Below are 24,346 nucleotides of genomic sequence, written 5' to 3'. Positions count from 1 at the left end.
AATAATTAAAGCTAGGGGTGAAGTTTTTATGATTATGGAACTTGAAAATCAATTATCAAAGTTACATGAACTAAAAAATAATTTAAAGGAAATGGGGGCTTCACTTTGACTTAGCATCTTTAGAGAAGAAGAGTGCAGAATTAGAGCTTAAGATGCAAGAATCGGGATTTTGGGATGATGTCCAAAAAGCCCAAGAAGTAACCCAAGAAGCAAAAAGAGCAAAAGATAAAATTGATAAATTTAAAAGTTTAAATGAAAGAATAGATGATGTAGAAGTATTAAAAGAGCTTATGGAAGAAAATGATGAAGAAACAGCACAGGAGATAATAAGTGAGGTTAAGTCTTTAAGTAAAGAGATAGATTCATTGAAAATAGAGACAATTCTTTCTGGTGAATATGATAGAAATGATGCTATATTAACATTGCATACAGGTGTTGGTGGAAGTGATGCTAATGACTGGACAGAGATGCTCCTTAGAATGTACACAAGATGGTGTGAAAAGAAAGGCTATTCCTTAGAAACTATTGATTATTTACCTGGAGATGAAGCGGGAGTAAAAAGTGTTACTTTAAAAGTTAAAGGTGAATTTGCTTATGGATATTTAAAGGCAGAAAAGGGTATTCATAGATTAGTTAGAATATCACCTTTTAATGCTAATGGTAAAAGACAAACTTCCTTTGCTTCAGTAGAAGTTTTACCAGAGTTAACTTCAGATCAAGATATAGAAATAAATCCAGTTGATTTAAGAATAGATACTTATAGAGCGGGTGGAGCTGGGGGTCAGCATGTAAATAAAACTGAGTCAGCAGTAAGAATTACTCATATTCCAACTGGAATAGTAGTTCAATGCCAAAATGAGAGAAGTCAGTTTTCTAATAGAGATACTGCTATGGGAATGTTAAAGTCTAAACTTATAGAACTTAAGGAAAGGGCACATAAGGAAAAAATAGAGGATTTAACAGGTGAATTAAAAGATATGGGATGGGGAAGTCAGATAAGAAGTTATGTTTTCCATCCGTATTCAATGGTTAAGGATCATAGAACTAATGTTGAGACATCTAATGTAAACGGAGTAATGGATGGAGATATAGATAATTTTATAATTGCATATTTAAATTCATAAAAAGGTGACTATATCAAAGTTTGAATATAAAACTTATAAATATATATTCTTTAAATTATTTATAAGTTTTATTTTAAAGTTATTTTGGTATAGTCACTTTTGCATTAATTTTATAATTTAAATTTTTAACTTTAATATTAAACAAACTAAAGCTGATAATATTAGTAGTATAAGAACTCTTGAGTCTAATAAGAATAATCCAGAGGATGAGTAAGCTGAGTCAAATATTTCACTCCACACAACAGAGAAGCTTCTATCTATGGCTGTAGGACTTATATATTCAATTTTATCTTCTGGTGTGTGAATTCTTGTTACATCACCATCATTTATTGTTATTGAGTCAAAACCTTCTTTAATAAAGCTTGCATGGTCAGAAGAATCTTTATTTTCTATAATATTAGTTATTTTCTTTTTGTTACAAATTTCACAAAGTTTATCTAGTAAATTACTATGGAAACAAGGATCTTCTCCTGCCATAAATGTAAGTGGAATATTATTATCGCTTCCAATCATATCAAAGTTAATAATTGTAGCATCTTTTAATAAGTCTTTATTTTCTTTAGCAAAATTTTTAGAACCTAGTAATCCAAATTCTTCAGCATTTAAAGATACTATTACTATATCTCTTGATGGTTGAGGTAGTGATGCTAGGAAAGAGCTTAATTCTAATAAAAATGAAGTTCCAGAAGCATTATCTAAAGCACCTCTATAAATTTCTCCTGAAATTCCTTTACCCATATGATCAAAATGAGCTGTTAAGACCAAAGGAGGTAAAAATGGATTTTTACCTTTTATAATTCCAGTAACATTGTTAACAACTTTCTCTTTAACTTCATAAGGGATAAAACAGTCTATTTTGCAACCTTTATTTAAATATGTTTCTAATTCTTTTATAAGATTTGGAGTTACTAATACATATAAATCACAAGGGGTATCCTCAATAAAAGAACTTCTAAAATTAAAAGACTCTACTGGAGATGAAAGAAATACAACACTGTTGTTAGATGAGGAGGTTCCTTTTATTATTGTAGAAAGAACCTTGAATTCATTTGTATTATTAAAGGCTATATGATTTACTCTAAAATTTATAAAGGCTTCTTTAAAATCTACTCCATATTTATATGAAGATACTAGTTTATTATTTTTATCGTAAATTTTTAAATATGGCTCTCCTTCAACTAAAATAGGTGCTTTTACATTGAAATCTTGAAGATAACTAGAATTAAGTTTTTTTATGTTTGATTTAATAAAAGAATTTTCAATAAACTCTTGAGCTAAGTAATTACCTTCATTTCCACAAAGTCTTCCTTCTAGTTTATCAGAGGTTAAGTATTCTATATTCTTTAAAACATCTTCTCGTTCAAAGATATCAAGTCTATTTTTATAAATTAAAGAGAGTTGTATAAGCAAAATAAATGTACAAAGAAGTATATTTATTATGGTTATATATAATTTTTTCATATTCTCCTCCATAAATATTAGGTTATAATTAAAAGTATGAGATTTAAATTATGTTTATTCAAAAAATTACTATTAATATTAAGTTAATAGATAAAAAATAGGAGGACATTATGGACAATATAAATAATATTTTATCAAAGGAACTTGGTATTTCATTAAAACAGGTAACAAGTGTTATAGATATGTTAGATGAAGGAAATACAGTACCTTTTATAGCTAGATATAGAAAAGAAAGGACTGGTGGATTAACAGATGAGGTTCTAAGAAAGTTTAATGAGAGATTAACATATCTAAGAAATTTAGAAAGTAGAAAAGAAGATGTTTTAAGGATAATAGAGGAGCAGGAAAAATTAACTCCAGAATTAAAATTAAAAATTGAGAAAGCTATTACTCTTACTGAGGTTGAAGATATATATAGACCTTTTAAAGCAAAAAAGAGAACAAGAGCTACTATGGCTGTTGAAAAAGGATTAAAGCCATTAGCAGAGATTATTTTATCAGGAGCGTTTAATGGTGATATAGTAGAAGAGGTTAATAAATATATTAATGAGGAAAAAGGGATTCAAAATGAAGAAGAAGCTATTCAGGGGGCTATGGATATTATAAGTGAAATAATATCTGATAATGCCGATTATAGAAAATGGATTAGAAGTTTTGTTCAAAATGATGGAATAATTCAGATAAAAGGAAGTAGCGAGGAACAAACACCTTATGAAATGTATTATGATTATCAAGAACCTGTTAGAACTATTCCATCTCATAGAATATTAGCTGTAAATAGAGGAGAAAAAGAAAAAATTCTTTCTGTTAAAGTAACTTGCAATGATGAAAGAATTATAGATTATTTAAATAAGAAAGTTTTAAAGGGAAATAAAATTACTGATAAATATTTAGAAGAAAGTATAAAGGATTCTTTTAAAAGACTTATATATCCTTCAATAGAAAGAGAAATAAGAAGTGAATTAACTGCTAAGGGAGAAGAGGGAGCTATTGATATATTTAAAGCTAACTTAAAAGCTCTTTTAATGCAAGCTCCTATAAAGGGAAAAGTTGTAATGGGATTTGACCCTGGGTTTAGAACTGGATGTAAGGTTGCAGTATTAGATGAAACAGGAAAGTTTGTGGAAAATACAACTGTTTATCCAACAGCTCCACAAAATAGAATTGATGAAACAATAAGTATATTAAAACAACTTATTAAAAAACATGGGGTTGATGTTATTTCTTTAGGAAATGGAACAGCTTCAAGAGAATCAGAAGAAGTAATTGCAAAAATGATTAAAGAAATAAAAGATGAAACTGGAAAAGAGTTATTCTATGTTATAGTTTCTGAGGCAGGAGCTTCTGTTTATTCAGCATCAGAACTTGCAAATAAAGAATATCCAGACTTAGATGTAACTGTAAGAGGAGCAATTTCTATAGGAAGAAGACTTCAAGATCCATTAGCTGAGCTTGTTAAAATAGACCCTAAGGCTATAGGCGTAGGACAATATCAACATGATGTAACTCAAAAAAAACTTGATGAATCATTAGCTGGTATAGTTGAAGATTGTGTTAATAATGTAGGTGTGGATTTAAACATAGCAACTCCTTCACTATTAAGTTATATTTCAGGAATAAATTCTTCAATAGCTAAAAATATTGTTGATTATAGAGAAGAAAATGGTAAGTTTAAAAGCAGAAAAGAACTTTTAAAAGTTAAAAGATTAGGACAAAAAGCTTATGAACAATGTGCAGGATTCTTAAGAGTTATGGAAAGCAAAGAAGCTTTAGATAATACTTCAGTGCATCCAGAGTCATATGGAGTAGCAAAGGAACTTATAAAGATTTTAGGATATACAGAAGAAGATTTAAAAAATGGTAAATTAGTAGATATAGATGAAAGAGTAAAACAAAAGGGAATTTCTAACTTAGCAAAAGAATTAGAAATTGGAGAACCAACACTTAATGATATTATAAAGGAAATTAAAAAGCCTGGAAGAGATCCAAGGGAGGAACTACCTAAGCCAATATTTAAGTCTGGTGTAATAGAAATGAAAGATTTAAAACCAGGTATGATTTTAATGGGGACAGTTAGAAATGTATCTGACTTTGGTGCTTTTGTAGATATTGGAGTTCATCAAGATGGATTAGTTCATAAAAGTCAAATGTCAGATAGATTTGTTAAACATCCACTTGATATAGTTAAGGTTGGAGATGTAGTAGAAGTTAGAATATTAGATGTTGATTTAAAAAGGAAGAGAATTTCATTATCAATGAAAAAAGAAGGTTAAGTTAAAAAATTAATTAAAATAAGTGAAAATTTTAGTATATAAAAATATTTAATATATTGAAAATTATATAAAAAAGAGTTAAAATTATAACAAATGAAATAAAAAAGTCTTCAGGGCGGGGTGTAAGTCCCCACCGGCGGTAAAGCCCGCGAGCTAGTTTTAGCATGATTCGGTGAAATTCCGAAGCCGACAGTATAGTCTGGATGAAAGAAGAGCAGTGTTTAATGATTTAAATTCTGAATTTATATGCCCTGATATAAGTATGTATCAGGGATTTTTTATTTGAATAAAATCATTAAAGACTTAATAGCCCCAGAGGAAGTAGCTTTTGGGAGGGGACAAAATGAAAACAAAAACCTTAAACACAAACAGATTCATTAAATTATCACTTTTATCTGCAATTGCAGTAATACTTATGTATATTGACTTTCCAGTAATACCTATGTTTCCATGGCTTAAGATTGACTTAAGTGATGTGCCTGCACTTATGGGAGCATTTGCTTTTGGGCCGTTATCAGGAATAATAGTAGAACTTATGAAAAATTTATTAATATTAATAGTGAAGGGAACTTCAACAGGATTTGTAGGTGAGGTTGCTAATTTCTTAGTTGGAGTAGCCTTAGTATGGCCAGCAGCGATAATTTATAAGAGAAATAAAACTAAGAAAACTGCTATTTTAGGAATGGTATTAGGAATTCTATGTATACAAGTGGTAGGAATATTAGCTAATGTTTATTTGTTGATTCCAGTATTTGGTATAAATATGTCAAAAGCAGAGTTAATGAAATATGTAACTGTTGGGTTAATTCCGTTTAATGGAATTAAATCTCTGTTGGTTTGTGGAATAACATATGCTTTATATAAAAAGGTTTCTGTATCAATATTTAAGGTTGAACCTATGCTAGATAAACCAAAACAAATGAAAGAAAATTTAGGATAATAAAAATGGACTATATCATCTTGATATGGTCCATTTTATTTTATAGTAGGATTATTTTAAACTGATATTGAACTAAACATTAGTTATAAATATCTAGCTGAAAATCAGTAATAATCTAAAATATAGTCTAAATATTATGCCTCCACATTATTATGGCATTTTCTTTTGGATTATTATAAAAGTTTTTTCTTATACCTTCTTCATTAAATTCATGTTTTTTATAAAGAGATTGAGCAGGAATATTAGATTCTCTAACTTCTAAGGTAAGAGAATTTATATTATTTTCTTTACATAAAGTAATTAGATTATCGATTAAAAGATTTCCAACTCCTTGTTTTCTATAATCAGGATGTACTGCTACGTTGGTTATATCTCCCTCATCAAATACAATCCACATTCCAACAAAACCAATAACCTTGTCTCTATCTAAAGCAACAAGATATTTTGCTAGTTTATTAGAAAGCTCTTTTTCTATAGAATCTATATTCCAAGATTCTGCAAGACTAAGGTTACTTACTTCAAAAACACCTTTTACATGAGAAGAATTCATAAGTTCTATTTTATATGAATTCATTATTTTAATCTCATTCTTTCTTCATATTCTCTTTCAGCTTGAGATTTTCTTAAGTATATAGGAGAATATGTATTTAAATCATGAGAAATTCCAGCATCTAATAATTTTAATCCTAATTCTCCAACTGACGCTGCTCTTGGATAGGATGAATGACTAGGTGCAAAAGAGCAATTAGGAAGAGTTTCTTTTAAAGCTTCTTTGTGTTTGCTTATTCCATCTCCAACAAAAATAACATCTTCATTTTTTTCTTTTATTTTTTCAATTAAGTCAGTTAAGGAAATACATTCTTTTTCACTAAGAGATATTAGTTCATCCCCTTCTTTTTTATATAAAGAAGTATAAACATTTCCTCTAAGAGCATCTATAATAGGGCAAATTATTCCATTGAATCCTGAGATATTATAAGCTAAAGAATCAAGTGAAGAGACACAAACAGAAGGTTTCTTACTTCCAAAACTTAACCCTTTAACAGTTGCCATACCAATTCTAAGTCCAGTAAATGAGCCAGGACCTTCACTAATAGCAAATCCGTCTAAATCTTTAATCTTTAGATTATTATACTTAAGTAAATCATCTATCAAGTCCATTAATAAAACGGAATGTTGTTTTTTATCATTTAAGTTTATTTCTCCTAGAATGCCTTTTTCACTAACAAGTGCACAAGTAGCAGTGCTAGAAGATGAATCAATAGCTAATACTAACATTCTTTTATCTCCTTTATGTAGTTATATCTATCACCATAACCATTAATAGTTATTTTTCTAAAGTTTTCACCCATATCAGGTAATTTTTCTATTTTTATATGTATATACTCTTCAGGAATAAGTTCTTCTATGTAATTAGCCCATTCAATTAAGCTTACTCCATCACCAAAGATATATTCATCAAAACCAATTGCTTCGATTTCATCTGGATCATTAACTCTATAAACATCAAAATGATAAAGAGTTAATCTCCCGCTATGATATTCATTAACTATATTAAAAGTTGGACTAGTTATGTGATCGTCAATTCCTAATCCTTCTGCAATTCCTTTACTTATATGAGTTTTACCAGTTCCTAAGTCTCCAGTTAAACAAAGAATATCTCCTTTGTTTACAAGAGAAGCAAGTTGTCTCCCAATATGCATGGTTTTATCTACACTATCTACTATAAATTCCATAAAGAACTCCTTTCAAATTAACACTCTTTAATCATTCTATCCAAATTTAAAGAAAAAGAAAAGAGAGAGTAAATTTAATAAGGCATTTAAAGTTTTATTATATTTCTTAAATATCTAAAAAATTTCGTAATATTTAATAAAACATACACCTATAAAATTATTATAATATTAACAATAAAAAGGCAAAAGTATCTTTAATTAATACTTTGATAAATTTAATATAATTGGATAACTATGTAATAATATAATAGTATAATATTAATATATATTATGTAAATTTAGGTGTTGGGGGGATTTTTATGTTAGTAAAAGCTATTATGACAAAGAAAGAAAATTTAGATTTAGTTAATTCTAATACTAAACTTAAAGATGCACTAAAAATCATGGAGGATAATAAGTTTTTATCAGTTCCTGTAGTAGATGGAGATATGTTTAAGGGTGCAGTAGCTAAAAGCTCTATATATAAATATTACTTTGAAAGCAATTTAAGTAAAGATGAAGTGTTAAATAATATTACTGTAGGTAAAATATTAAAAACAGAGGTTCCTATAATAAATAAATCAGAGAATATAGAAAAAGCAGTAGCTATGTTAGAAAAAATGAGAATTTCTTTTGTGGCTGTTGTGGATGAATTTGATAATTTTAAGGGAATATTAACTCATAAAGCTGTTTTTAGAGAGTTTAACAATGCTTTTGGACTTAATAAAGGGGAAAGAATAGTAATAAGATCTTATGATGTTCCGGGGCAGTTATCAAAAATAACCAAGATAATATCTGAAGAAAATGGGGATATATTAAGCATAGTTATTATAGATACAAAAAGTTTAACTGATGTTAAAGAAGTTATAGTTAGGGTTAAAAGTATAGATGTTGAAAATATTAAAAGGAAATTAAAAGAATCAGGATTCAAATTAGTATAGTAAACTATTATAAACATATAAGTATAGGGCATATTAATATAGATTTAAAAATCAACATTAGATATGCTCTATTTTAATTGGTAAATATAAAGTTTGATAAGTATATAGTTTGTTTTAATTAGTAAATATTATATTGTTTTATTAGAGTATTAATATTGTTTTTTATTAAAAATAAAAAATTACATAAAAAACTCTTGCGTTAAGTTTGTTTTTAATATATAATAAATTCTGTGTTCAGGGGTATGGCTCAATTGGTAGAGTAGTGGTCTCCAAAACCATTGGTTGTGGGTTCGAGTCCTACTGCCCCTGCCAATTAACACAATAAATAACAAAATATTATAGGGGTATGGCTCAATTGGTAGAGTAGTGGTCTCCAAAACCATTGGTTGTGGGTTCAAGTCCTACTGCCCCTGCCAAAAATCAGTGAATTAATTCACTGATTTTTTTTTTTTGATTAAATTTAAAAAAATAATTTTTTAATAATGTACATACTAATAAAATGAAGAGAATTTAATGATTTTTTTGGAATTATATAGATAAAAATCCTTCTATTTCATAGGTTTATAATCTGAATTATGGTTAATATAATAGTGTAAGCAAGAGATAAACAAAATTTAAAGCTTACAAATTACCAAAGCCAAAGGAGGAATTAGAAATGTCAAAATCATTAGTTCCAGAAGCAAAAAATGGATTAAGTAAATTCAAAAATGAGGTAGCTAAAGAATTAGGTGTACCATTCTCAGATTACAATGGAGATCTAAGTTCAAGACAATGTGGTTCCGTAGGAGGCGAAATGGTAAAAAGAATGGTAGAAGCTTACGAAAGTCAAATAAAATAATAAACCTTTCGCTGTATCGGAGAAAGTATTATGAAGGGTAAACTGCCAAAACATGATGCTTAAACTTCTACCGCAAAAAGCTACATAGAGGATGTATATCCTTTATGTAGTCTTTTTTTTTGACAATCTCTATGATAAAATTAGAATAAATTGGAATAAGAGAGGTGTCATATAGGTGAAAAAGGTAAAAATATTACATTGTAGTGATATTCATTTTGATACTCCTTTTAAAGAGTTACCAAAAGAAATTAGTGCAATGAGGAGAGCTGAGTTAAGAGAGAGTTTTAGTAAGATAATAAATAAAGGAATTGATAAAGAAGTTGATTTAGTTCTTTTAGCAGGAGACCTTTTTGACAATGATACTATAGAAAAGAGTACTCTTACTTTTATAAGGAATCAAATGGATAAACTTGAAAAACATAATATAAGAGTATTTATTTCAGCGGGAAATCATGATCCATATAATAAAAAATCTTTCTATAATATGATTAATTTTGGGAAAAATGTTTATATATTTAAGGATGAAATTGAAAGAATAGAGATACCTGAATTAAATACTGTTATTTATGGAGCATCCTTTAAGGAAAAATATATGAGAGAGTCTAAACTTAAGCATTTTAATACAAAAGAAGAGGACAAGTATTTAATAAAAATAATGGTTATGCATGGAGATTTAGGGAACAATGAAACAGGAGAGTATAATCCCTTATTATTTAAAGAAATAGAAGCAAGTAAGATTGATTATATTGCTTTGGGACATATTCATAAATTTTCAGGAATAAAGAGAATTGGTAAGACTTATTATGCCTATTCAGGGTGTCCAGAGGGAAGAGGCTTTGATGAAGAGGGAGATAAAGGAATAATATTAGGCGATATATCTCTTGGAGCTGTAGACTTGGATTTTATAAAGATTAATAAAAGAGAGTATTTTGTTAAGGAAATTGATATATCAAACTGTGGGACTAATGAAGAAATTATAGATAAAATACTTAATACTATTTCAAAAGAATCAAGAGAAAAAAATCTATTTAAAATTATCTTAAAAGGGGATATAGAAGAGTCTTTTAAAATAGATAGTGACTTAATAGAAAACTTAATTAGAGAGGAATTCTTTTATTGTAAGATTGTAAATTCTACTAGAATGAAAATAGATATTGATGAAATGAGCAACGAGTATTCGATTAAAGGTATTTTTTGCTCTTTAATCAAGGATTCTTTAGAATCTAATGAAGAGAATGAAGAAATACTAGATATAGCTTTTAGAATTGGGATGGAAAGTATTTTAGATGGAGAAGTGAATTTAAATGATAATTAAGAAAATAAATGTGAAGTCCTTTGGAAAATTAAAAAATAAAGAAATAGAATTAAAAGATGGATTTAACATAATATATGGTGAAAATGAAAGTGGAAAAAGCACATTACAATCTTTCATAAGAGTCATGCTATACGGAGTTGACAATAAAAGAGGTAAGAAAACTTTGTCAGATAGAGCAAAGTTTGCACCATTAGGCGAAGGAAGTTTTTCAGGAGAGTTACTTATAGATGATAATGGTGAGGAAATCTTAATAGATAGAAACTTTGGGAAAACTAAAAAATATGATGATGGAAATATATTAAATAATATAACTGGAGAAAAGATAAATAACTACTCATGGCAAGAGCTAGGTAAGGATATATTGAATCTTTCTAGTGAGGGTTTTAAGAATACTTTATTTATAAGTCAAATGGGATGTACTGTAGAGAGTTCCAAGCAAGATGAGGTATTAAATAAAATTATTAACATCTTAGAATGTGGAGCTGATGAGGTCTCTTATAAAAAAATAAAAAATAATTTAGATGAAAATAAAAAGAAATTAACTAATTCAAGAAAAACAGGAAAACTTGATTTATTAAGAATTAAAGAGAGTGAGCTTTTAGAAGAAAGATATAAAAGAGTAAAAATTCATGAGGAAAATATAGAAAATGAGGTTTACTTAAAGGAATTAAAAGAAAAAAGAGATCATTTAAATTTAAAAATAGAAGAATTAGAATTACATAAGAAAAATTTAAAAAAATCAGAATTAAAAAATGAATATGAAAATATAAATGAGTATTTAAATAAAAAAGAAAAATTAGAAGAGAAATTAAAAGTTTTCTTAGAAGAGATAAAAGATGTACAGGCTATATGTAATTTAGAAAAATTAAATAAATTAAGGAATGAGTTTAAAAATTATGAGTTTTTAAAAGAATCACTAAAAGAAAAGGAAAATAAAATAAATAAATTAAAAGAATCTATATATGAGTATAATGAAAAATTAAAGAGTTATGGAATTTTAAATGAAATATCAAATAATTTAGAAACTAAATTAATAGAGTTAAGAATTGAAGACGATAGATTAAGGGAAAATTATGAAGTTATTCAAAAGGTAAAAGAAGAACTTTATCAGTTGAATGAAAAGAAAGACGATTTTTTAAGCCATTTAAATGTCTTAAAATTAAATGATAATTTGGTGTTACAAATAGAAAAGGATTTGGAAAAATATAATAATGATAAAATAGATTCTTTAATAAATGTAAACTTAAAAGATGAGCAAAATAGTATTCAAGAAGAAGGTAAAAGTTTCTCGAGAAAAATTTTTGTATTTAGAGTTGGAGAAGTGATAAGTATTTTATTATGTGCTTTTTTATTTACATCATATTTAAAAAGCGAAAATATAATAACTTTAGGACTTTCAATTTTAGGAATGCTATTATTTATATTCTTATTGGCTAAAAGTAGTTTAAATAAAAAAGAAAAAAATGATATAAGTAGAAGAATAACAGAGATAGATGAGTTAATAAATGAAAAAGAAGAAATAGAAGTATTAAAAAATAAAATTGATGAATATAAAAAGTTTTTTAAGGTAAAAGATGATTATTCTATTAAAGAAACTTTAGAGGATTATAGATTTATTAAAAAAGAGTTAGATATTCTTTATGTAGAAATTAAGGAAAAAGAGAAAAGTTTGATTTTATTAAAAGAAGATGAAACTAAGGAAAAAATATTAAGTAATGAAGTCTTTATAGAGAAGCTATTAAGAGTTACAGGGGTAGCTTCTATAGATGAAATATTAAAACTTTCAAGGGAGAAAAAAAGCCAAGAAGATTTATTAATTAGAAAAAAATCAGAGTTTAATGAGGTTAAGGAAGACTTAAATCAATTAAATAATAGAAGGTTAGAAATAGAAAGAAAAATAAAAACTTATTTAGAAAATACATCACTACAAAGTATTGCTTTAGATGAAGTATATTCTAGATTAGAAGAAATAGAAGCTAAAATAGAATATAAGGAGATCTTAAAAAATAAGTTAAATAGTGTAGAAGAAAATTGTAATTTATTACTTAAGGGAAGAGATATTCTGGAAGTTAAAAACGCACTTTTATATGAAGAATCAGATGTTAAAAATGAAGTTTATAATAGTGAAGAAGAAATCTTAAATGAAATAAAATTTAAAAATAATGACTTATTAAATATTGAAAAAGAAATAAAGGATGTAGAATATTTAATTAGTAGCAAGGAGTTAACCTGTAGAAGTTTATTTTTAATAGATGAAGATTTAGCTGAAGTTAAGGAAGGGATTAAGTCCTTAGAGAAAAAACTTAAAGGTATAGAGATTGCAACAAGCTACATGGAAAAAGCTTTTAAGGAGCTTCAAAAAAGTTTTGGACCTGTCATAAATAAAAAGGTAGAAGATATATTTAAAAATGTAACTAAGGGTACTTACAAAGATTTAAGAGTATCTGAAGATTATAATTTAGTTGTTAAAGATACAAAAAGTAATAAAATTATGGATGCCTCTTATCTAAGTAGTGGAACATACGACCAAATATACTTAGCATTGAGGCTTGGTATAATTGACATAATATTTGAAGATAAAAAAGTTCCAATAATATTGGATGAAAGTTTTACTCAATATGATGATAATAGGTTAAAAACTGTGTTAGATATAATATATAAAAGAGTTTATAAAAATCAAATAATTTTATTTACATGCCAAAAAAGAGAAATAAATATTCTTAAAGATAAGGAAAATGTTAATATAATAGAGCTTTAATTTAAAGTGAAGGGGCTTATATCAAGATAAATTTTGATAAGGTCTCTTTTTATTTTTATGATAGTTTTCTTATAAATATTGACAATAATAGAAAAGTAATATAAAGTTTATATTATAATAATGCAAATCATTTGCAAACGGGAGGAAGTATGAGGAAGAAATTAGTATCAATTTTTTTAGGATTAACAATGGCTGCTTTTTTTGTTGGGTGTCAAAGCACTAAGACAGCAGAAAATAAAAATGATAATGGTAAGATTGATGTTACTGTAAGTATTGAACCTTTAAGAGAGTTTACTGAAATAGTTGGTGGAGATAAGGTTAATGTTAAGACTATGGTTCCAAATGGAACAGAACCACATGATTTTGAACCTAAAACTCAAGATTTATTAGGGTTAAATAAGGCGAATATTTTTGTTTATAATGGATTAGGTATGGAACATTGGAAAGAGCAAGTTCTTAATACAATAGAAAATAAAGAAGTGAAAGTAGTTGAAGCTTCTAAAGGTGCTGAAGTATTAAAAGAGGGAGATAAGATAGATCCTCATCTTTGGTTAAGTTTAGATGGAGCTAAAATAGAAGCGCAAAACATAAAAGATGCTTTAGTTGAAGTTGATTCAGATAATAAAGGTTATTACGAAGAAAACTTTAAAAAGTTTTCAGAGAAATTAGATTCTTTATCAAATGAGTACAAGGAAAAGTTTAATGGATTAGCTAATAAAGATTTTGTTACTGGTCATGCAGCTTTTGGATACTTATGTAGAGAATTTGGATTAAAGCAAATTAGTGTAGAAAACTTATTTGGAGAGGGAGAAATAACGCCTCAAAAAATGCAAGAGATAGTTGAGTTCTGTAAAAAGAATGATATAAAAACAATTTTTATGCCTGAGTTAGCAAGTGAAAAAATATCTAAAACTTTAGCTAATGAAGTTGGTGGTAAAATTGAGAAAATATATACTCTAGAAAGCAATGAAGAAGGTATAAGTTATATAGATGCTATGAAAGAAAATCTTTCAAAAATATATGATGCATTATCATCACAAAAATAAAAGTGAATAGTTAGGATTGTTAATTATAAGGCAAGACTTAGATTTATTATTCTAATACCTATTAATAATAAAATAGGTGTTTTATAGGAATAATAAATTTAAGTCTTTATTTTTTATATATTTTAGAAATTATAAAGAAAGAAATCATTTAAAAGGAGGAGATTAAGATGAAGAAAGCTTTTGGAGTTTTACAAAGAATAGGTAAGGCTTTAATGTTACCAGTTGCTTTATTACCAGCGGCAGGTTTATTACTAGGGTTTGGCTCAATGTTTCAAGATCCACAGTTTTTAAACTTAGTGCCAGTATTAAATTCAGATTGGTTTCAATTAATAGCTACAATAATGTCTGATGCAGGTAATATAATATTTTCAAACTTAGCATTATTATTCGCAGTTGGAGTAGCTGTAGGATTATCTGAAGGAGACGGTGTTGCAGGGCTTGCAGCAATAGTTGGTTTTTTAATACTTAATGTAACTATAGGAATAGGAGGAAGAATAACTACTGATATGGTTGCTAATACTAAAAATGGTATGTATGCAACGGTTCTTGGAATACCAACACTTCAAACTGGAGTATTTGGTGGGATTATTATGGGAGTTTTAGCCGCAGTTTTATATAAAAAGTTCTATAAGATAGAATTACCTTCATACTTAGGTTTTTTTGCAGGTAAAAGATTTGTTCCAATAGTGACTGCTGTTTCAGCTTTAGTAATTGGAGGAATAATGGTATTTGTATGGCCTCCAATACAAGGTGCCTTATTATATTTTTCACAAAATATGATAGATGCTAATCCAACTATAGCATCTTTATTATTTGGAATAATAGAAAGAGCATTAATTCCATTTGGATTACATCATATTTGGTATAATCCATTCTGGTTCCAATTTGGAGAATACATAAACAAATCTGGTCAATTAGTAATGGGAGATAATCAGATATTTTTTGCTCAGTTAAGAGATGGAGTTCCATTCACAGCAGGTACATTTATGACTGGTAAATTCCCATTTATGATGTTTGGATTACCAGCAGCAGCCTTAGCAATGTATCATGAAGCTAAACCAGGTAAAAAGAAAATAGCTTCAGGTATTTTATTCTCAGCTGCATTAACTTCCTTTTTAACAGGAATTACTGAGCCTTTAGAGTTTGCGTTCTTATTTGTTGCGCCAGTATTATTCGCAATTCACTGTGTATTAGCTGGTTTATCCTTTATGATAATGCAATTATTAAATGTTAAGATAGGTATGACTTTCTCAGGTGGACTTTTAGATTTTATATTATTAGGAGTAATTCCAAATAGAACTAGATGGTGGTTAGTAATAATTGTAGGATTATGCTTTGCTGTAGTTTACTACTTCTTATTTAGATTTTTTATTAGAAAGTTTAATCTTAAGACTCCAGGTAGAGAAGATGATGATATATTTGATGATATAGATAATGAAACTGTAAATGATGATTTAGCTGCTGAAATATTAATAGCTTTAGGTGGTGCAGGTAACATAAACAAGTTAGATGCTTGTATAACTAGATTAAGAGTTACAGTTAATGATTCAAGTAAAGTTGATAAAGAAAGATTGAAAGAACTTGGAGCAGCTGGAGTAATGCAAGTTGGAGAAAATATTCAAGCCATATTTGGTGGAAAATCAGATATACTTAAAACTCAAATTAGAGAAATTATGAATGGTATGGGAGAAAAGTAGCAAAATCAAATTTAAGAGGAAAATGAATTAAGATTTGGAGATAAACTTTTAGAAATACACAAAAGGTAAGAAAAATGCTATATCAAAATAAATTTTATTATTAGATTTTGATATAGCATTTTTTACTTTTAAAGATTAATTATGTATTTCTTTTAATTTATTTATAGGCTTTATTTACAAGAGATTTAAGTATTTTTTTATATACATCTAGAAAGTATAATAGTTTAAAGAAATGGACTTGCATTAAAATATGTTAACTATGGTATAATATTAAAAAAGTGTTTTGAGAGGATAAATATGGAGAATAGAAAAGATATTTATGAAAAAAGAATAGAAGAACATTCAAGTGCTTTAAAGAGATTAAAGAGAGATTATAATATAATTAGTGCATTAAGACTAGTAGTTTCTTTAAGTATTTTATTTTTTATTTACTATGCTTATAGTATAGGTTCAATAAGTTTTGGTATTATCTTATTTTTGCTAAATTCTATATTGTTTTTGTATTTAGCAAAGGTTCATGAAGGTATAGTTAATAAAATAAGCAAAAGAGAAGCTCTTATAGATGTAAACAAAAAAGAGATTCTTAGGTTAGAGGGAAAGTGGAGAGAATTTAATGATTTAGGAGAAGAATATTTAGATAATAAGCATCCTTTTATAAATGATTTAGATATATTCGGAAAAAACTCTTTATTTCAATGGATAAATGAAACTGGTACTGTCTATGGAAGAGAAAAATTAAGTCGTTTATTAAAGTTAGAAGAACTTCCAAGTAAAGAAGAAATTTTATTAAGACAGGAGGCTTTAAAGGAGCTTTCTAAAAAAGTCGATTTTAGGCATGTATTTATAGCTTCATTAAAAGATAAAAAGGGAAAGAAAGAGAAGTATTTAGGGGAATGGTTAAAGGAGGACAATAAATCAATATCACCATTATTAAATATTCTTAGAATAATAATGCCAATAATAAACATTGGAATTACTATTTTAGTTGGCATGAATATTATTTTGTGGCAAATTTTGTTAATTTCTCTTGTTATAAGTTATGGTATTTTGAAGCTTGGTAATAAGGAAGTTATTAAAGGATTAAATATATTTGAAGATTTAAAATATAGAATAAAAACATATGTAGAGGCTTTAGAATTAATAGAAAAAGAAAATTTTGAGTCTAATATAATACAAAGTATAAAAAAATGTTTGTATATAAATGGTAAAAGTGCTAGTAAGGAGCTTAAAAGCTTAGAAAAGGCAACTAACTGGCTTTATGATAGGGGAAATGCTTTTTATCTTTTATTAAATTGTTATTTACTTTGGGATTATCAAATTCTATCAAAGCTTGAAAAGTGGAAGAATTCTAATAAAGATGAGTTTGAAAAATGGATGATTTCTTTGGGAGATTTTGAGGCTTTAGTTTCTTTAGCTGGATTTACTTATAATAATCATGGATGGGCTATACCAAAAATAAATGAGGGTTACACTTTAAAGGGAAAAAATCTTAGTCATCCTATGCTAGGAGAAAAAGGTGTTGGAAATAACTTTGATATCAATAAGGATAAGAGAGTAATATTAATAACAGGATCTAATATGTCTGGGAAGAGTACATTTTTAAGAACTGTTGGATTTAATTGTATATTAGCTTATTTAGGACTTCCTGTAAAAGGAGAAAGTTTTGAAGTTCCAATATTAAAAGTTTATACTTGTATGAGAACTGGAGATAATCTTGAAGAAAGTATATCTTCATTTTATGCAGAGATACTTAGGATAAAGATTATTGTTGAAGGTGTAAAAAGAGGAGAAAAGATTTTATTCTTGCTAGATGAAATATTTAAAGGAACAAATTCTTTGGATAGACATGAGGGAGCAGAGATATTAATAAATCAGCTTTTAGAAGGAAATACATTAGGATTAGTTTCAACTCATGATTTTGAACTTTGTGATATGGAGAAAAAGGATTCTACTATACAAAATTATAATTTTAGAGAATATTATGAAAATAATAAATTAAAGTTTGACTATATTTTAAGGAAAGGTGTTTCACAAACAAGAAATGCTAGATATTTAATGAAGATGGCTGGAATAGATATTGAATAAAAGTACACTTCTATATATAAATAGTAAAATAACTTAATTTTAGACAAATTAAATTAATTTTGATATAATAAACAAATGATGTATTTAGTGAAAAAGCCTTAAATGGCTTTTTTTCATGAGTAGAGTTATTAATAAAAGAGGACTTAGAATAAATAGCAAAAATTTAGGAGGCATGTATATTTTGTTTACAGAAAAGGTAAAAGCAAAAGAATATTACATAAAGGATTTATTAAGTAATAAGTTCTTATTTGAAATCCCAGATTACCAGAGAGCATATTCTTGGACTAAAGAAAATTTAAAGCAATTAGTTGAAGATATTTGGGAATCAGTAGAACTAAATAAAGCAAGAGGAAATAAAGAGTTTGATCAATATGAGCCATATTTCTTAGGGAGTATTGTTTTATGTTCTAAGGAATATAAGGATGATGGGTGTGGAATATATGATGTAATAGATGGACAACAAAGACTTACATCTATAATTATGTTAATTGCTACAATAAGAGATTTGATAGATAATGAAGAGTATAAAAAAGTATTATCTGATTTAATATATCAAAAACCAAATGTTCTTATGGGAATTAAAGAGAGCATAAGAGTTAAGGCTAGAGGAAAAGAAGAAGAGTTCTTTAAAAAGTATATATTAACTGATGGTGGAACAGAATTAGTAAAAGATTTAGATATGGAAGAACTTTCAGAAGCTAAACAAAATATGGTTAATGCAATAGAAGTATTTAGAGATAGTTTCTTTAATGAAGAAGGAGAACTTTTAGAGGAAAAGTTAAATGAATTTATAGTTTACTTACTTCAAAAAGTTGTACTAGTTGTAATAACAACAGAATCATTTACTTCAGCATTTAGATTATTTAATGTAATAAATGCAAGAGGATTACCATTAACAGATTCAGATCTTTTAAAGAGTGAAAACTTAAGAGTTATGAATCCTGAAATAAGAAAAGAGTACACTGATATTTGGGAAAGTCATGAACAAGATTTAGGTAAGGAAAAACTAGATCAGATAATAGGTTTCATGAGAACAATGAAGCTTAAAAACAAAGTTGAAGAAAGTGTATATGAAGAGTTTAGCAAAAAGATATTTAGAAGTGAACCAGAATATCTAGGTGTTAACTTTGTAAATCATTTAACTTCTGTAAAAGCTTTATATGATAAGTATATAATAGATGGTAATCTTGAAGGTGTATCAGATGAAGAAAAATCCTATTATAAAAATTTAATAAACATAATGAGAGAATTTTTACCATATGATGATTGGATGGCAGCAGTTATTAGATTTGCTGAGAAATTCAATGATGATAAGTTAATTTTAGAATTTGTTAAGGTATTAGAAAAAAGACTTGTTATTGATTGGGTAAATGGAAATTCATTTGCTGATAGATTAAATAGAGTTTATGGAATTTTAGAAGTTATAGAAGAAAAAGATTCTTTAGAAGAAATAAAAGAAGCTCCAGTATTCTTATATGATTTAGAGAGAACAACTGCATACTTTGAAAATGCTTTAAATGATATAGATTTCTATAGTAAGGGTAGAATGATGATACCTAAGTATATCTTCGTAAGACTTGATATGGAAAAGAGAGCTAATGAAGTTTTAGATTATAGCGATAAGATTATGATAGAGCATGTTCTTCCTAGAAATGCTAAAGAAACTTATTGGAAAGATAACTTCTCAGCTGATCAAAGAAGAAACTGGGCTAATAAATTTGGTAACTTAGTTATAATAACAGGAGCTAAAAATACTAGAGCTAATAATAAGCCATTTGCTGAAAAAGTTGAACAATACTTAAGTAAGAAAAGTGACTTCGCTATAACTAGAGAAGTTTTAGAATTATCTGATTGGAATATGGATTCATTAGAAGATAGACATGAAAGCTTAGTTAATAGAGCCTTAGAACTTTGGACTAAGTTTTAAAAATTAAAAAGGGCATGTATCAAAATAACTTTTGTTGTTATATTTTGATACTGCCCTTTTTTATTTAAATAAAAGTTAAGTTTTGTGTATTGAAATTTAGGAATTAACTCAATAAAATAAAAATTATTAGATAGGATAATTAATATTTATTCTTAGAAAAACTAGTAGATAAATAATAAATCAATTTTAATGAAAAAATCCAAAATTCATGGCATAATTATATATGGATATAGATAGTGAGAGGATGTAGAGAATGGGGTATGTAATAATAGACCTAGAATTTAATAATATGCAAAATATTACAAAATTTTATCCTAATATTTATAATGAGCAGAAAGAATTAAAGGAATTAGATTCCTATAATGAAATAATAGAGATTGGGGCTATAAAATTAAATAAGTTCATGCAAGAAGTAGATGAGTTTAAAACATATATTAAACCATCAGTATTTAAGGTTTTAAATCCAAAGATAATAGATATAACAGGAATAACTGAAGATCATTTAAAAGATGGAGTTAAATTCGAAGATGCTATGGACAACCTTAAAGATTTTATTGGGGAAGATGATATACTTTGTTCATGGGCTACTGATGACATTGTTCACATAGTTAATAATGCTAAGTATCATTCATATAAAAATATAAGTTGGATAAAAAAATATATTGATATACAAAAATATTGTACAAAGATATTAGCACATAAAAAATCTTTGAGCTTAAAACATGCTTTAGAAGAGTTAAAAATAAAAATGGATAAAAGTAAACTACATGATGCACTAAATGATGCTGTTTATACGGCAGAGGTTTTTAAAAGATTATATAATGGTAAAAAAGTAAAAGAGTATATAGTAGAAGATGTTTACAATATGCCTTCTATAAGAGTTAAAGATTTAAAGAATTATAATTTAGAGTGTGATGATGTAGAATTCAAATGCCCTAAATGCAATATTAAGGTTGAAATGGATTATCCTTTTAGATTATTTAGTTGGAGATTTGTATCAATAGGCAAATGTCCAAAATGCAATAGAAATGTTATACAAGAAGTTGTATTAAAGAAGACCTTATCAGGTAATTTAGTTTATGAATCTACAAACTCTTTAATAAATGACACAGAATACATTGATCTTGACTATAAATTTAAAAAGTTAGCTAAATGACAATAGATTGTTACTTAAAAAACAATATATATGATAAAATAAAAATATAACAATTACTATAAAAAATTAGGGGAACTGATATATTATGAATATTGCTTTTTTTCTAACACCAAAAAGTGAAGTAGCATATGAATATACTGATGCAACAATGAGACAAGTTATTGAAAGAATGGAGCATCATGGCTACACAGCTATTCCACTTATAGATAAAACAGGAAAATATGTAGGTACATTAACAGAAGGGGACTTACTTTGGACTTTAAAAAGAAATCCAGAGCTTAATTTTAAAAATACTAACACAGTTAGTGTAAAGGAAATACCAAGAAGAGTTAAACATAAAAGTGTTTGTATTAATGAAAATATGGAAAGTTTAATATCATTAGCAATCTCTCAAAACTTTGTACCAGTTGTTGATGATAATGGTATATTTATAGGAATAATAAAAAGAAGTGATATAATAAATCACTGCTATAATAGTCTATATAAAAATAATTAAGGTCTTTTGGCCTTAATTTTTTTATAAATATATTGATTGAATCTTCTGAAAGTATTATTATTAAGTATATTTAAATAATTCTATAATAATATGTTTAGAGTAGTTTTAAATAAAATTATTTTATTATATAATATTTTTAATCAAATTAGAAAGAGGTGATACTTGTGATAGCTTTATTATCACCTGCAAAAACTTTAGATTTAACAAGACCAAATTTAGATATAGAAACAAGCAAACCTATTTTTATTAGTGAGGCTGAAGTAATCATGAATAATTTAAAGGAATTAGAAATTCAAGATTTATGTCCACTTATGAAAATAAGTGAAGATTTAGGAGTACAAACATTCACTAAAATTCAAGATTGGAATACAATTTACTATGGTGATGAAAAACCATTTGTATTATCATTTAAAGGGGAAGCCTATAGAGGGCTAGATGCAGATGACTTTACTAAAGAAGATTTAGAATTTTGTAATGACTCTTTAAGAATATTATCAGGACTTTATGGGGCATTAAAGCCTTTAGATGGAACAAAGGCATATAGATTAGAAATGGGAACAAAAATTTCAATTGAGGGATCTAAAAATCTTTATGACTTTTGGGGAAATAAAATAATGGAAGCTGTTTTGAAAGATTTAGAAAGTCATAAGGAAAAAGTTATTATAAATTTAGCTTCTAATGAGTATTATAAGTCTATAAAGAAAATTGAGAAAAAAGTTAGAGTTATAACTCCTGTATTTAAAGAAAGAAAAGGTATTGAATATAAGGTTGTTACAGTGTATGCTAAGAAAGCAAGGGGACAAATGGTTAGATACATAACGAAGAATAGGATTACTGAATCAGAGGACATAAAAAACTTTGATTTAGATGGATATGAGTTTAATGAGAGGCTTTCTGAAGGAGATACATGGGTATTTACTAGAGATTAGATAAAAATCATAGATATTAAAAACTTAAGGGTCAATATTTATGAATTATTATATAAAATTAAAATAAATAATATAAATTAAAATTTTAAGGAGAGATTTTTTTTATGAGCAAACTTATTTTAGAGATTGATGGAATGTCATGTTCAAATTGTGTTAGACATGTTGAAGCAGCTTTATTAGATGTTGATGGAGTAGATGTTTTAGAAGTAGAAGTTGGAAGAGCTGTTGTTGATACTGAAGTTGATGAAGATACTTTAAGAGATGCTTTGGAAGAAGTTGGTTATGAATTAGTTTCAATTGAAGATTAAGTAATTTTATTACCTAATAGCAATATGTTATTAGGTAATTTTTTATTTATATAAAACTATAATAAGATATATGTATACTTGTTTTATAACATATAGTTATGTAAAATATTTTATAAAGTAAACCTTAAATAAAGGAGATGTAAACATGAGTGAAAATCTTACAATGTCAGAATTAATGGATAGCTTTGAGTTAAAGCATTTTCATAAAGGTGAAATAGTTAAAGGAAAAGTTATAAGTGTAAAAAATGATGAAATAATAGTTAATATTGGTCATTTTGCAGATGGTGTGGTGCCAAGAAATGAAATTTCAAATGATAAGAATTTTGATATAAATTCAATAAATGTAGATGATGATATATTTGTAATGGTATTAAGTGGAGATGATGGAGAAGGAAATGTTCTTCTATCAAAGAAAAGAGCAGATGCAATAAAGGTTTGGGATGATTTAAAAGAAGCATTTGAGAAAGAAAAATCAATAAAAGTTTCTTTAAAAGAAGTTGTTAAAGGTGGAATAGTAGGAGATTTTAATGGTCTTAGAGTATTCATGCCAGCTTCTCAATGTGCAGGAAGAAGAATAGAAAACTTAGAAGAATTAGTAGGAAAAACTTTAGAAGTTAGAGTTATAGAATTTAATAAAGATAATAGAAAAGTTGTTGTTTCAAGAAGAGTAATAGATGAAGAAATAAGAAACAATGAAAAAAAAGCTCTTTGGTCTTCAATTAAAGAAGGAGAAAAAAGAAAGGGAAAAGTAACTAGATTAGCTAAGTTTGGTGCTTTTGTTGATATTGGTGGAGTGGAAGGATTAGTTCACTTAAGTGATATGTCATGGTCAAGAGTTCATAAGCCAGAAGAGGTTGTATCAGTTGGAGATGAAGTAGAAGTATTTGTATCAGAAGTTGATATGGACAGAGAGAGAATAGCACTTTCATTAAAGGATGTTATTAAAAATCCATGGGAAACATTAGAAGGATTAAAAGTTGGTGATGTTGTTTCAGGAAAAGTAACTAATTTTATAAAGGTTGGAGCTTTTGTTGAAGTATTACCAGGAATAGAAGGATTAGTTCATATTTCAGAAATTACTGATGAAAATATAGCTAAGCCATCAGATATTTTATCATTAGGTCAAGAAGTTAAGGTTAAAATTTTAAATATAGATGATAAAAATAAGAAAATGAGCTTAAGTATAAAAGATGCTGTAGAAACTTCAAATGAATATATGAAATATAATGATGAAGAAGAAGGTTATTCATTAGCTGAATTATTCAAAGGTTTAAATCTATAATTCTTAAAAATAAAACCTATAAATAATTTAGATAATTAATGGATTTAATTAAGAA

The 24,346-nt window shown here is 27.0% G+C and carries 20 protein-coding genes, 2 tRNA genes and 1 riboswitch; of the genes, 18 read left to right on the top strand and 4 right to left on the bottom strand.

Annotation, left to right across the window (positions count from 1 at the left end):
* Window positions 1-28: 28 nt before the first annotated feature.
* Window positions 29-1,124 (top strand): peptide chain release factor 2 gene (prfB, locus tag Q1J60_RS12340; RefSeq protein WP_300262800.1). Its coding sequence is split into 2 segments (ribosomal slippage): window positions 29-106 and window positions 108-1,124, totalling 1,095 coding nucleotides; the frame shifts between segments, so codons are not numbered across the junction.
* Between the two features lie 117 nt (window positions 1,125-1,241).
* Here the strand turns inward: prfB and Q1J60_RS12335 are convergent.
* The gene (locus tag Q1J60_RS12335) at window positions 1,242-2,585 is read right to left on the bottom strand and encodes a M28 family metallopeptidase (RefSeq protein ID WP_300262797.1); all 1,344 of its coding nucleotides are present in this window, start codon (window positions 2,583-2,585) and stop codon (window positions 1,242-1,244) included.
* Between the two features lie 110 nt (window positions 2,586-2,695).
* Here Q1J60_RS12335 and tex point away from each other — a divergent pair, with 110 nt between their 5' ends.
* Both tex and Q1J60_RS12325 read left to right on the top strand, forming a co-directional pair.
* Window positions 2,696-4,858, top strand: coding sequence for an RNA-binding transcriptional accessory protein Tex (gene tex / locus Q1J60_RS12330; protein ID WP_300262795.1), 2,163 nt, complete (start codon window positions 2,696-2,698; stop codon window positions 4,856-4,858).
* 102 nt (window positions 4,859-4,960) lie between these two features.
* Window positions 4,961-5,077, top strand: a riboswitch (FMN riboswitch).
* Between the two features lie 124 nt (window positions 5,078-5,201).
* Window positions 5,202-5,798 (top strand): ECF transporter S component, encoded by a 597-nt coding sequence (locus Q1J60_RS12325; protein WP_300262792.1) that lies wholly within the window; start codon window positions 5,202-5,204, stop codon window positions 5,796-5,798.
* Between the two features lie 127 nt (window positions 5,799-5,925).
* On the opposite strand, the gene rimI is transcribed toward Q1J60_RS12325, so the two are convergent.
* The 3 genes from rimI to tsaE are packed head-to-tail and all read right to left on the bottom strand — an operon-like array spanning window position 5,926 to window position 7,534.
* Window positions 5,926-6,372, bottom strand: a complete 447-nt coding sequence (gene rimI, locus Q1J60_RS12320; RefSeq protein ID WP_300262789.1) for a ribosomal protein S18-alanine N-acetyltransferase — start codon at window positions 6,370-6,372, stop codon at window positions 5,926-5,928.
* Window positions 6,372-7,076: a tRNA (adenosine(37)-N6)-threonylcarbamoyltransferase complex dimerization subunit type 1 TsaB gene (gene tsaB, locus Q1J60_RS12315; RefSeq protein WP_300262786.1), complete on the bottom strand. Its 705-nt coding sequence runs from the start codon at window positions 7,074-7,076 to the stop codon at window positions 6,372-6,374. Before tsaB ends, rimI begins: the two co-directional genes overlap by 1 nt.
* On the bottom strand, window positions 7,070-7,534 hold the full coding sequence (gene tsaE / locus Q1J60_RS12310) for a tRNA (adenosine(37)-N6)-threonylcarbamoyltransferase complex ATPase subunit type 1 TsaE (protein ID WP_300262783.1): 465 nt from the start codon (window positions 7,532-7,534) through the stop codon (window positions 7,070-7,072). Before tsaE ends, tsaB begins: the two co-directional genes overlap by 7 nt.
* Before the next feature lie 299 nt (window positions 7,535-7,833).
* Here tsaE and Q1J60_RS12305 point away from each other — a divergent pair, with 299 nt between their 5' ends.
* The 15 genes from Q1J60_RS12305 to rpsA all read left to right on the top strand — a co-directional run bounded on the left by Q1J60_RS12305 (window position 7,834) and on the right by rpsA (window position 24,291).
* Window positions 7,834-8,454, top strand: coding sequence for a CBS domain-containing protein (locus tag Q1J60_RS12305; protein ID WP_300262780.1), 621 nt, complete (start codon window positions 7,834-7,836; stop codon window positions 8,452-8,454).
* Window positions 8,455-8,690: 236 nt separating this feature from the next.
* Window positions 8,691-8,766: transfer RNA gene (locus Q1J60_RS12300), tRNA-Trp, on the top strand.
* Between the two features lie 28 nt (window positions 8,767-8,794).
* Window positions 8,795-8,870 (top strand) — tRNA-Trp (locus tag Q1J60_RS12295).
* A 239-nt stretch (window positions 8,871-9,109) separates the two neighbouring features.
* Complete coding sequence (locus Q1J60_RS12290) at window positions 9,110-9,292, top strand: alpha/beta-type small acid-soluble spore protein (RefSeq protein WP_300262777.1); 183 nt, start codon at window positions 9,110-9,112, stop codon at window positions 9,290-9,292.
* A gap of 175 nt (window positions 9,293-9,467) precedes the next feature.
* Entirely contained in the window at window positions 9,468-10,607 is a 1,140-nt protein-coding gene (locus tag Q1J60_RS12285; protein WP_300262774.1) for a metallophosphoesterase family protein, read from the top strand.
* On the top strand, window positions 10,597-13,365 hold the full coding sequence (locus Q1J60_RS12280; protein WP_300262771.1) for an AAA family ATPase: 2,769 nt from the start codon (window positions 10,597-10,599) through the stop codon (window positions 13,363-13,365). Before Q1J60_RS12285 ends, Q1J60_RS12280 begins: the two co-directional genes overlap by 11 nt.
* Before the next feature lie 149 nt (window positions 13,366-13,514).
* The gene (locus Q1J60_RS12275; protein ID WP_300262768.1) at window positions 13,515-14,411 is read left to right on the top strand and encodes a metal ABC transporter substrate-binding protein; all 897 of its coding nucleotides are present in this window, start codon (window positions 13,515-13,517) and stop codon (window positions 14,409-14,411) included.
* A 167-nt stretch (window positions 14,412-14,578) separates the two neighbouring features.
* Entirely contained in the window at window positions 14,579-16,108 is a 1,530-nt protein-coding gene (gene ptsG / locus Q1J60_RS12270; protein ID WP_300262764.1) for a glucose-specific PTS transporter subunit IIBC, read from the top strand.
* A gap of 297 nt (window positions 16,109-16,405) precedes the next feature.
* Window positions 16,406-18,193, top strand: coding sequence for a MutS family DNA mismatch repair protein (locus tag Q1J60_RS12265; RefSeq protein ID WP_300262761.1), 1,788 nt, complete (start codon window positions 16,406-16,408; stop codon window positions 18,191-18,193).
* Window positions 18,194-18,374: 181 nt separating this feature from the next.
* The gene (locus tag Q1J60_RS12260; RefSeq protein ID WP_423249132.1) at window positions 18,375-20,120 is read left to right on the top strand and encodes a DUF262 domain-containing protein; all 1,746 of its coding nucleotides are present in this window, start codon (window positions 18,375-18,377) and stop codon (window positions 20,118-20,120) included.
* 253 nt (window positions 20,121-20,373) lie between these two features.
* Window positions 20,374-21,276, top strand: a complete 903-nt coding sequence (locus Q1J60_RS12255) for a 3'-5' exonuclease (RefSeq protein ID WP_300262756.1) — start codon at window positions 20,374-20,376, stop codon at window positions 21,274-21,276.
* 85 nt (window positions 21,277-21,361) lie between these two features.
* Window positions 21,362-21,772: a CBS domain-containing protein gene (locus Q1J60_RS12250; protein WP_003452437.1), complete on the top strand. Its 411-nt coding sequence runs from the start codon at window positions 21,362-21,364 to the stop codon at window positions 21,770-21,772.
* Window positions 21,773-21,936: 164 nt separating this feature from the next.
* Complete coding sequence (gene yaaA / locus Q1J60_RS12245; protein WP_300262753.1) at window positions 21,937-22,701, top strand: peroxide stress protein YaaA; 765 nt, start codon at window positions 21,937-21,939, stop codon at window positions 22,699-22,701.
* A 104-nt stretch (window positions 22,702-22,805) separates the two neighbouring features.
* Complete coding sequence (locus Q1J60_RS12240) at window positions 22,806-23,009, top strand: heavy-metal-associated domain-containing protein (RefSeq protein ID WP_003452305.1); 204 nt, start codon at window positions 22,806-22,808, stop codon at window positions 23,007-23,009.
* A 145-nt stretch (window positions 23,010-23,154) separates the two neighbouring features.
* Entirely contained in the window at window positions 23,155-24,291 is a 1,137-nt protein-coding gene (gene rpsA / locus Q1J60_RS12235; protein WP_300262751.1) for a 30S ribosomal protein S1, read from the top strand.
* Window positions 24,292-24,346: the final 55 nt, after the last annotated feature.

This window comes from Clostridium sp. (genome assembly GCF_029258205.1).
Taxonomy (GTDB): Bacteria; Bacillota; Clostridia; order Clostridiales; family Clostridiaceae; genus Sarcina.
Note: the sequence above shows the minus strand (reverse complement) of the source record. Positions and strands in the feature narration are given on the sequence as shown.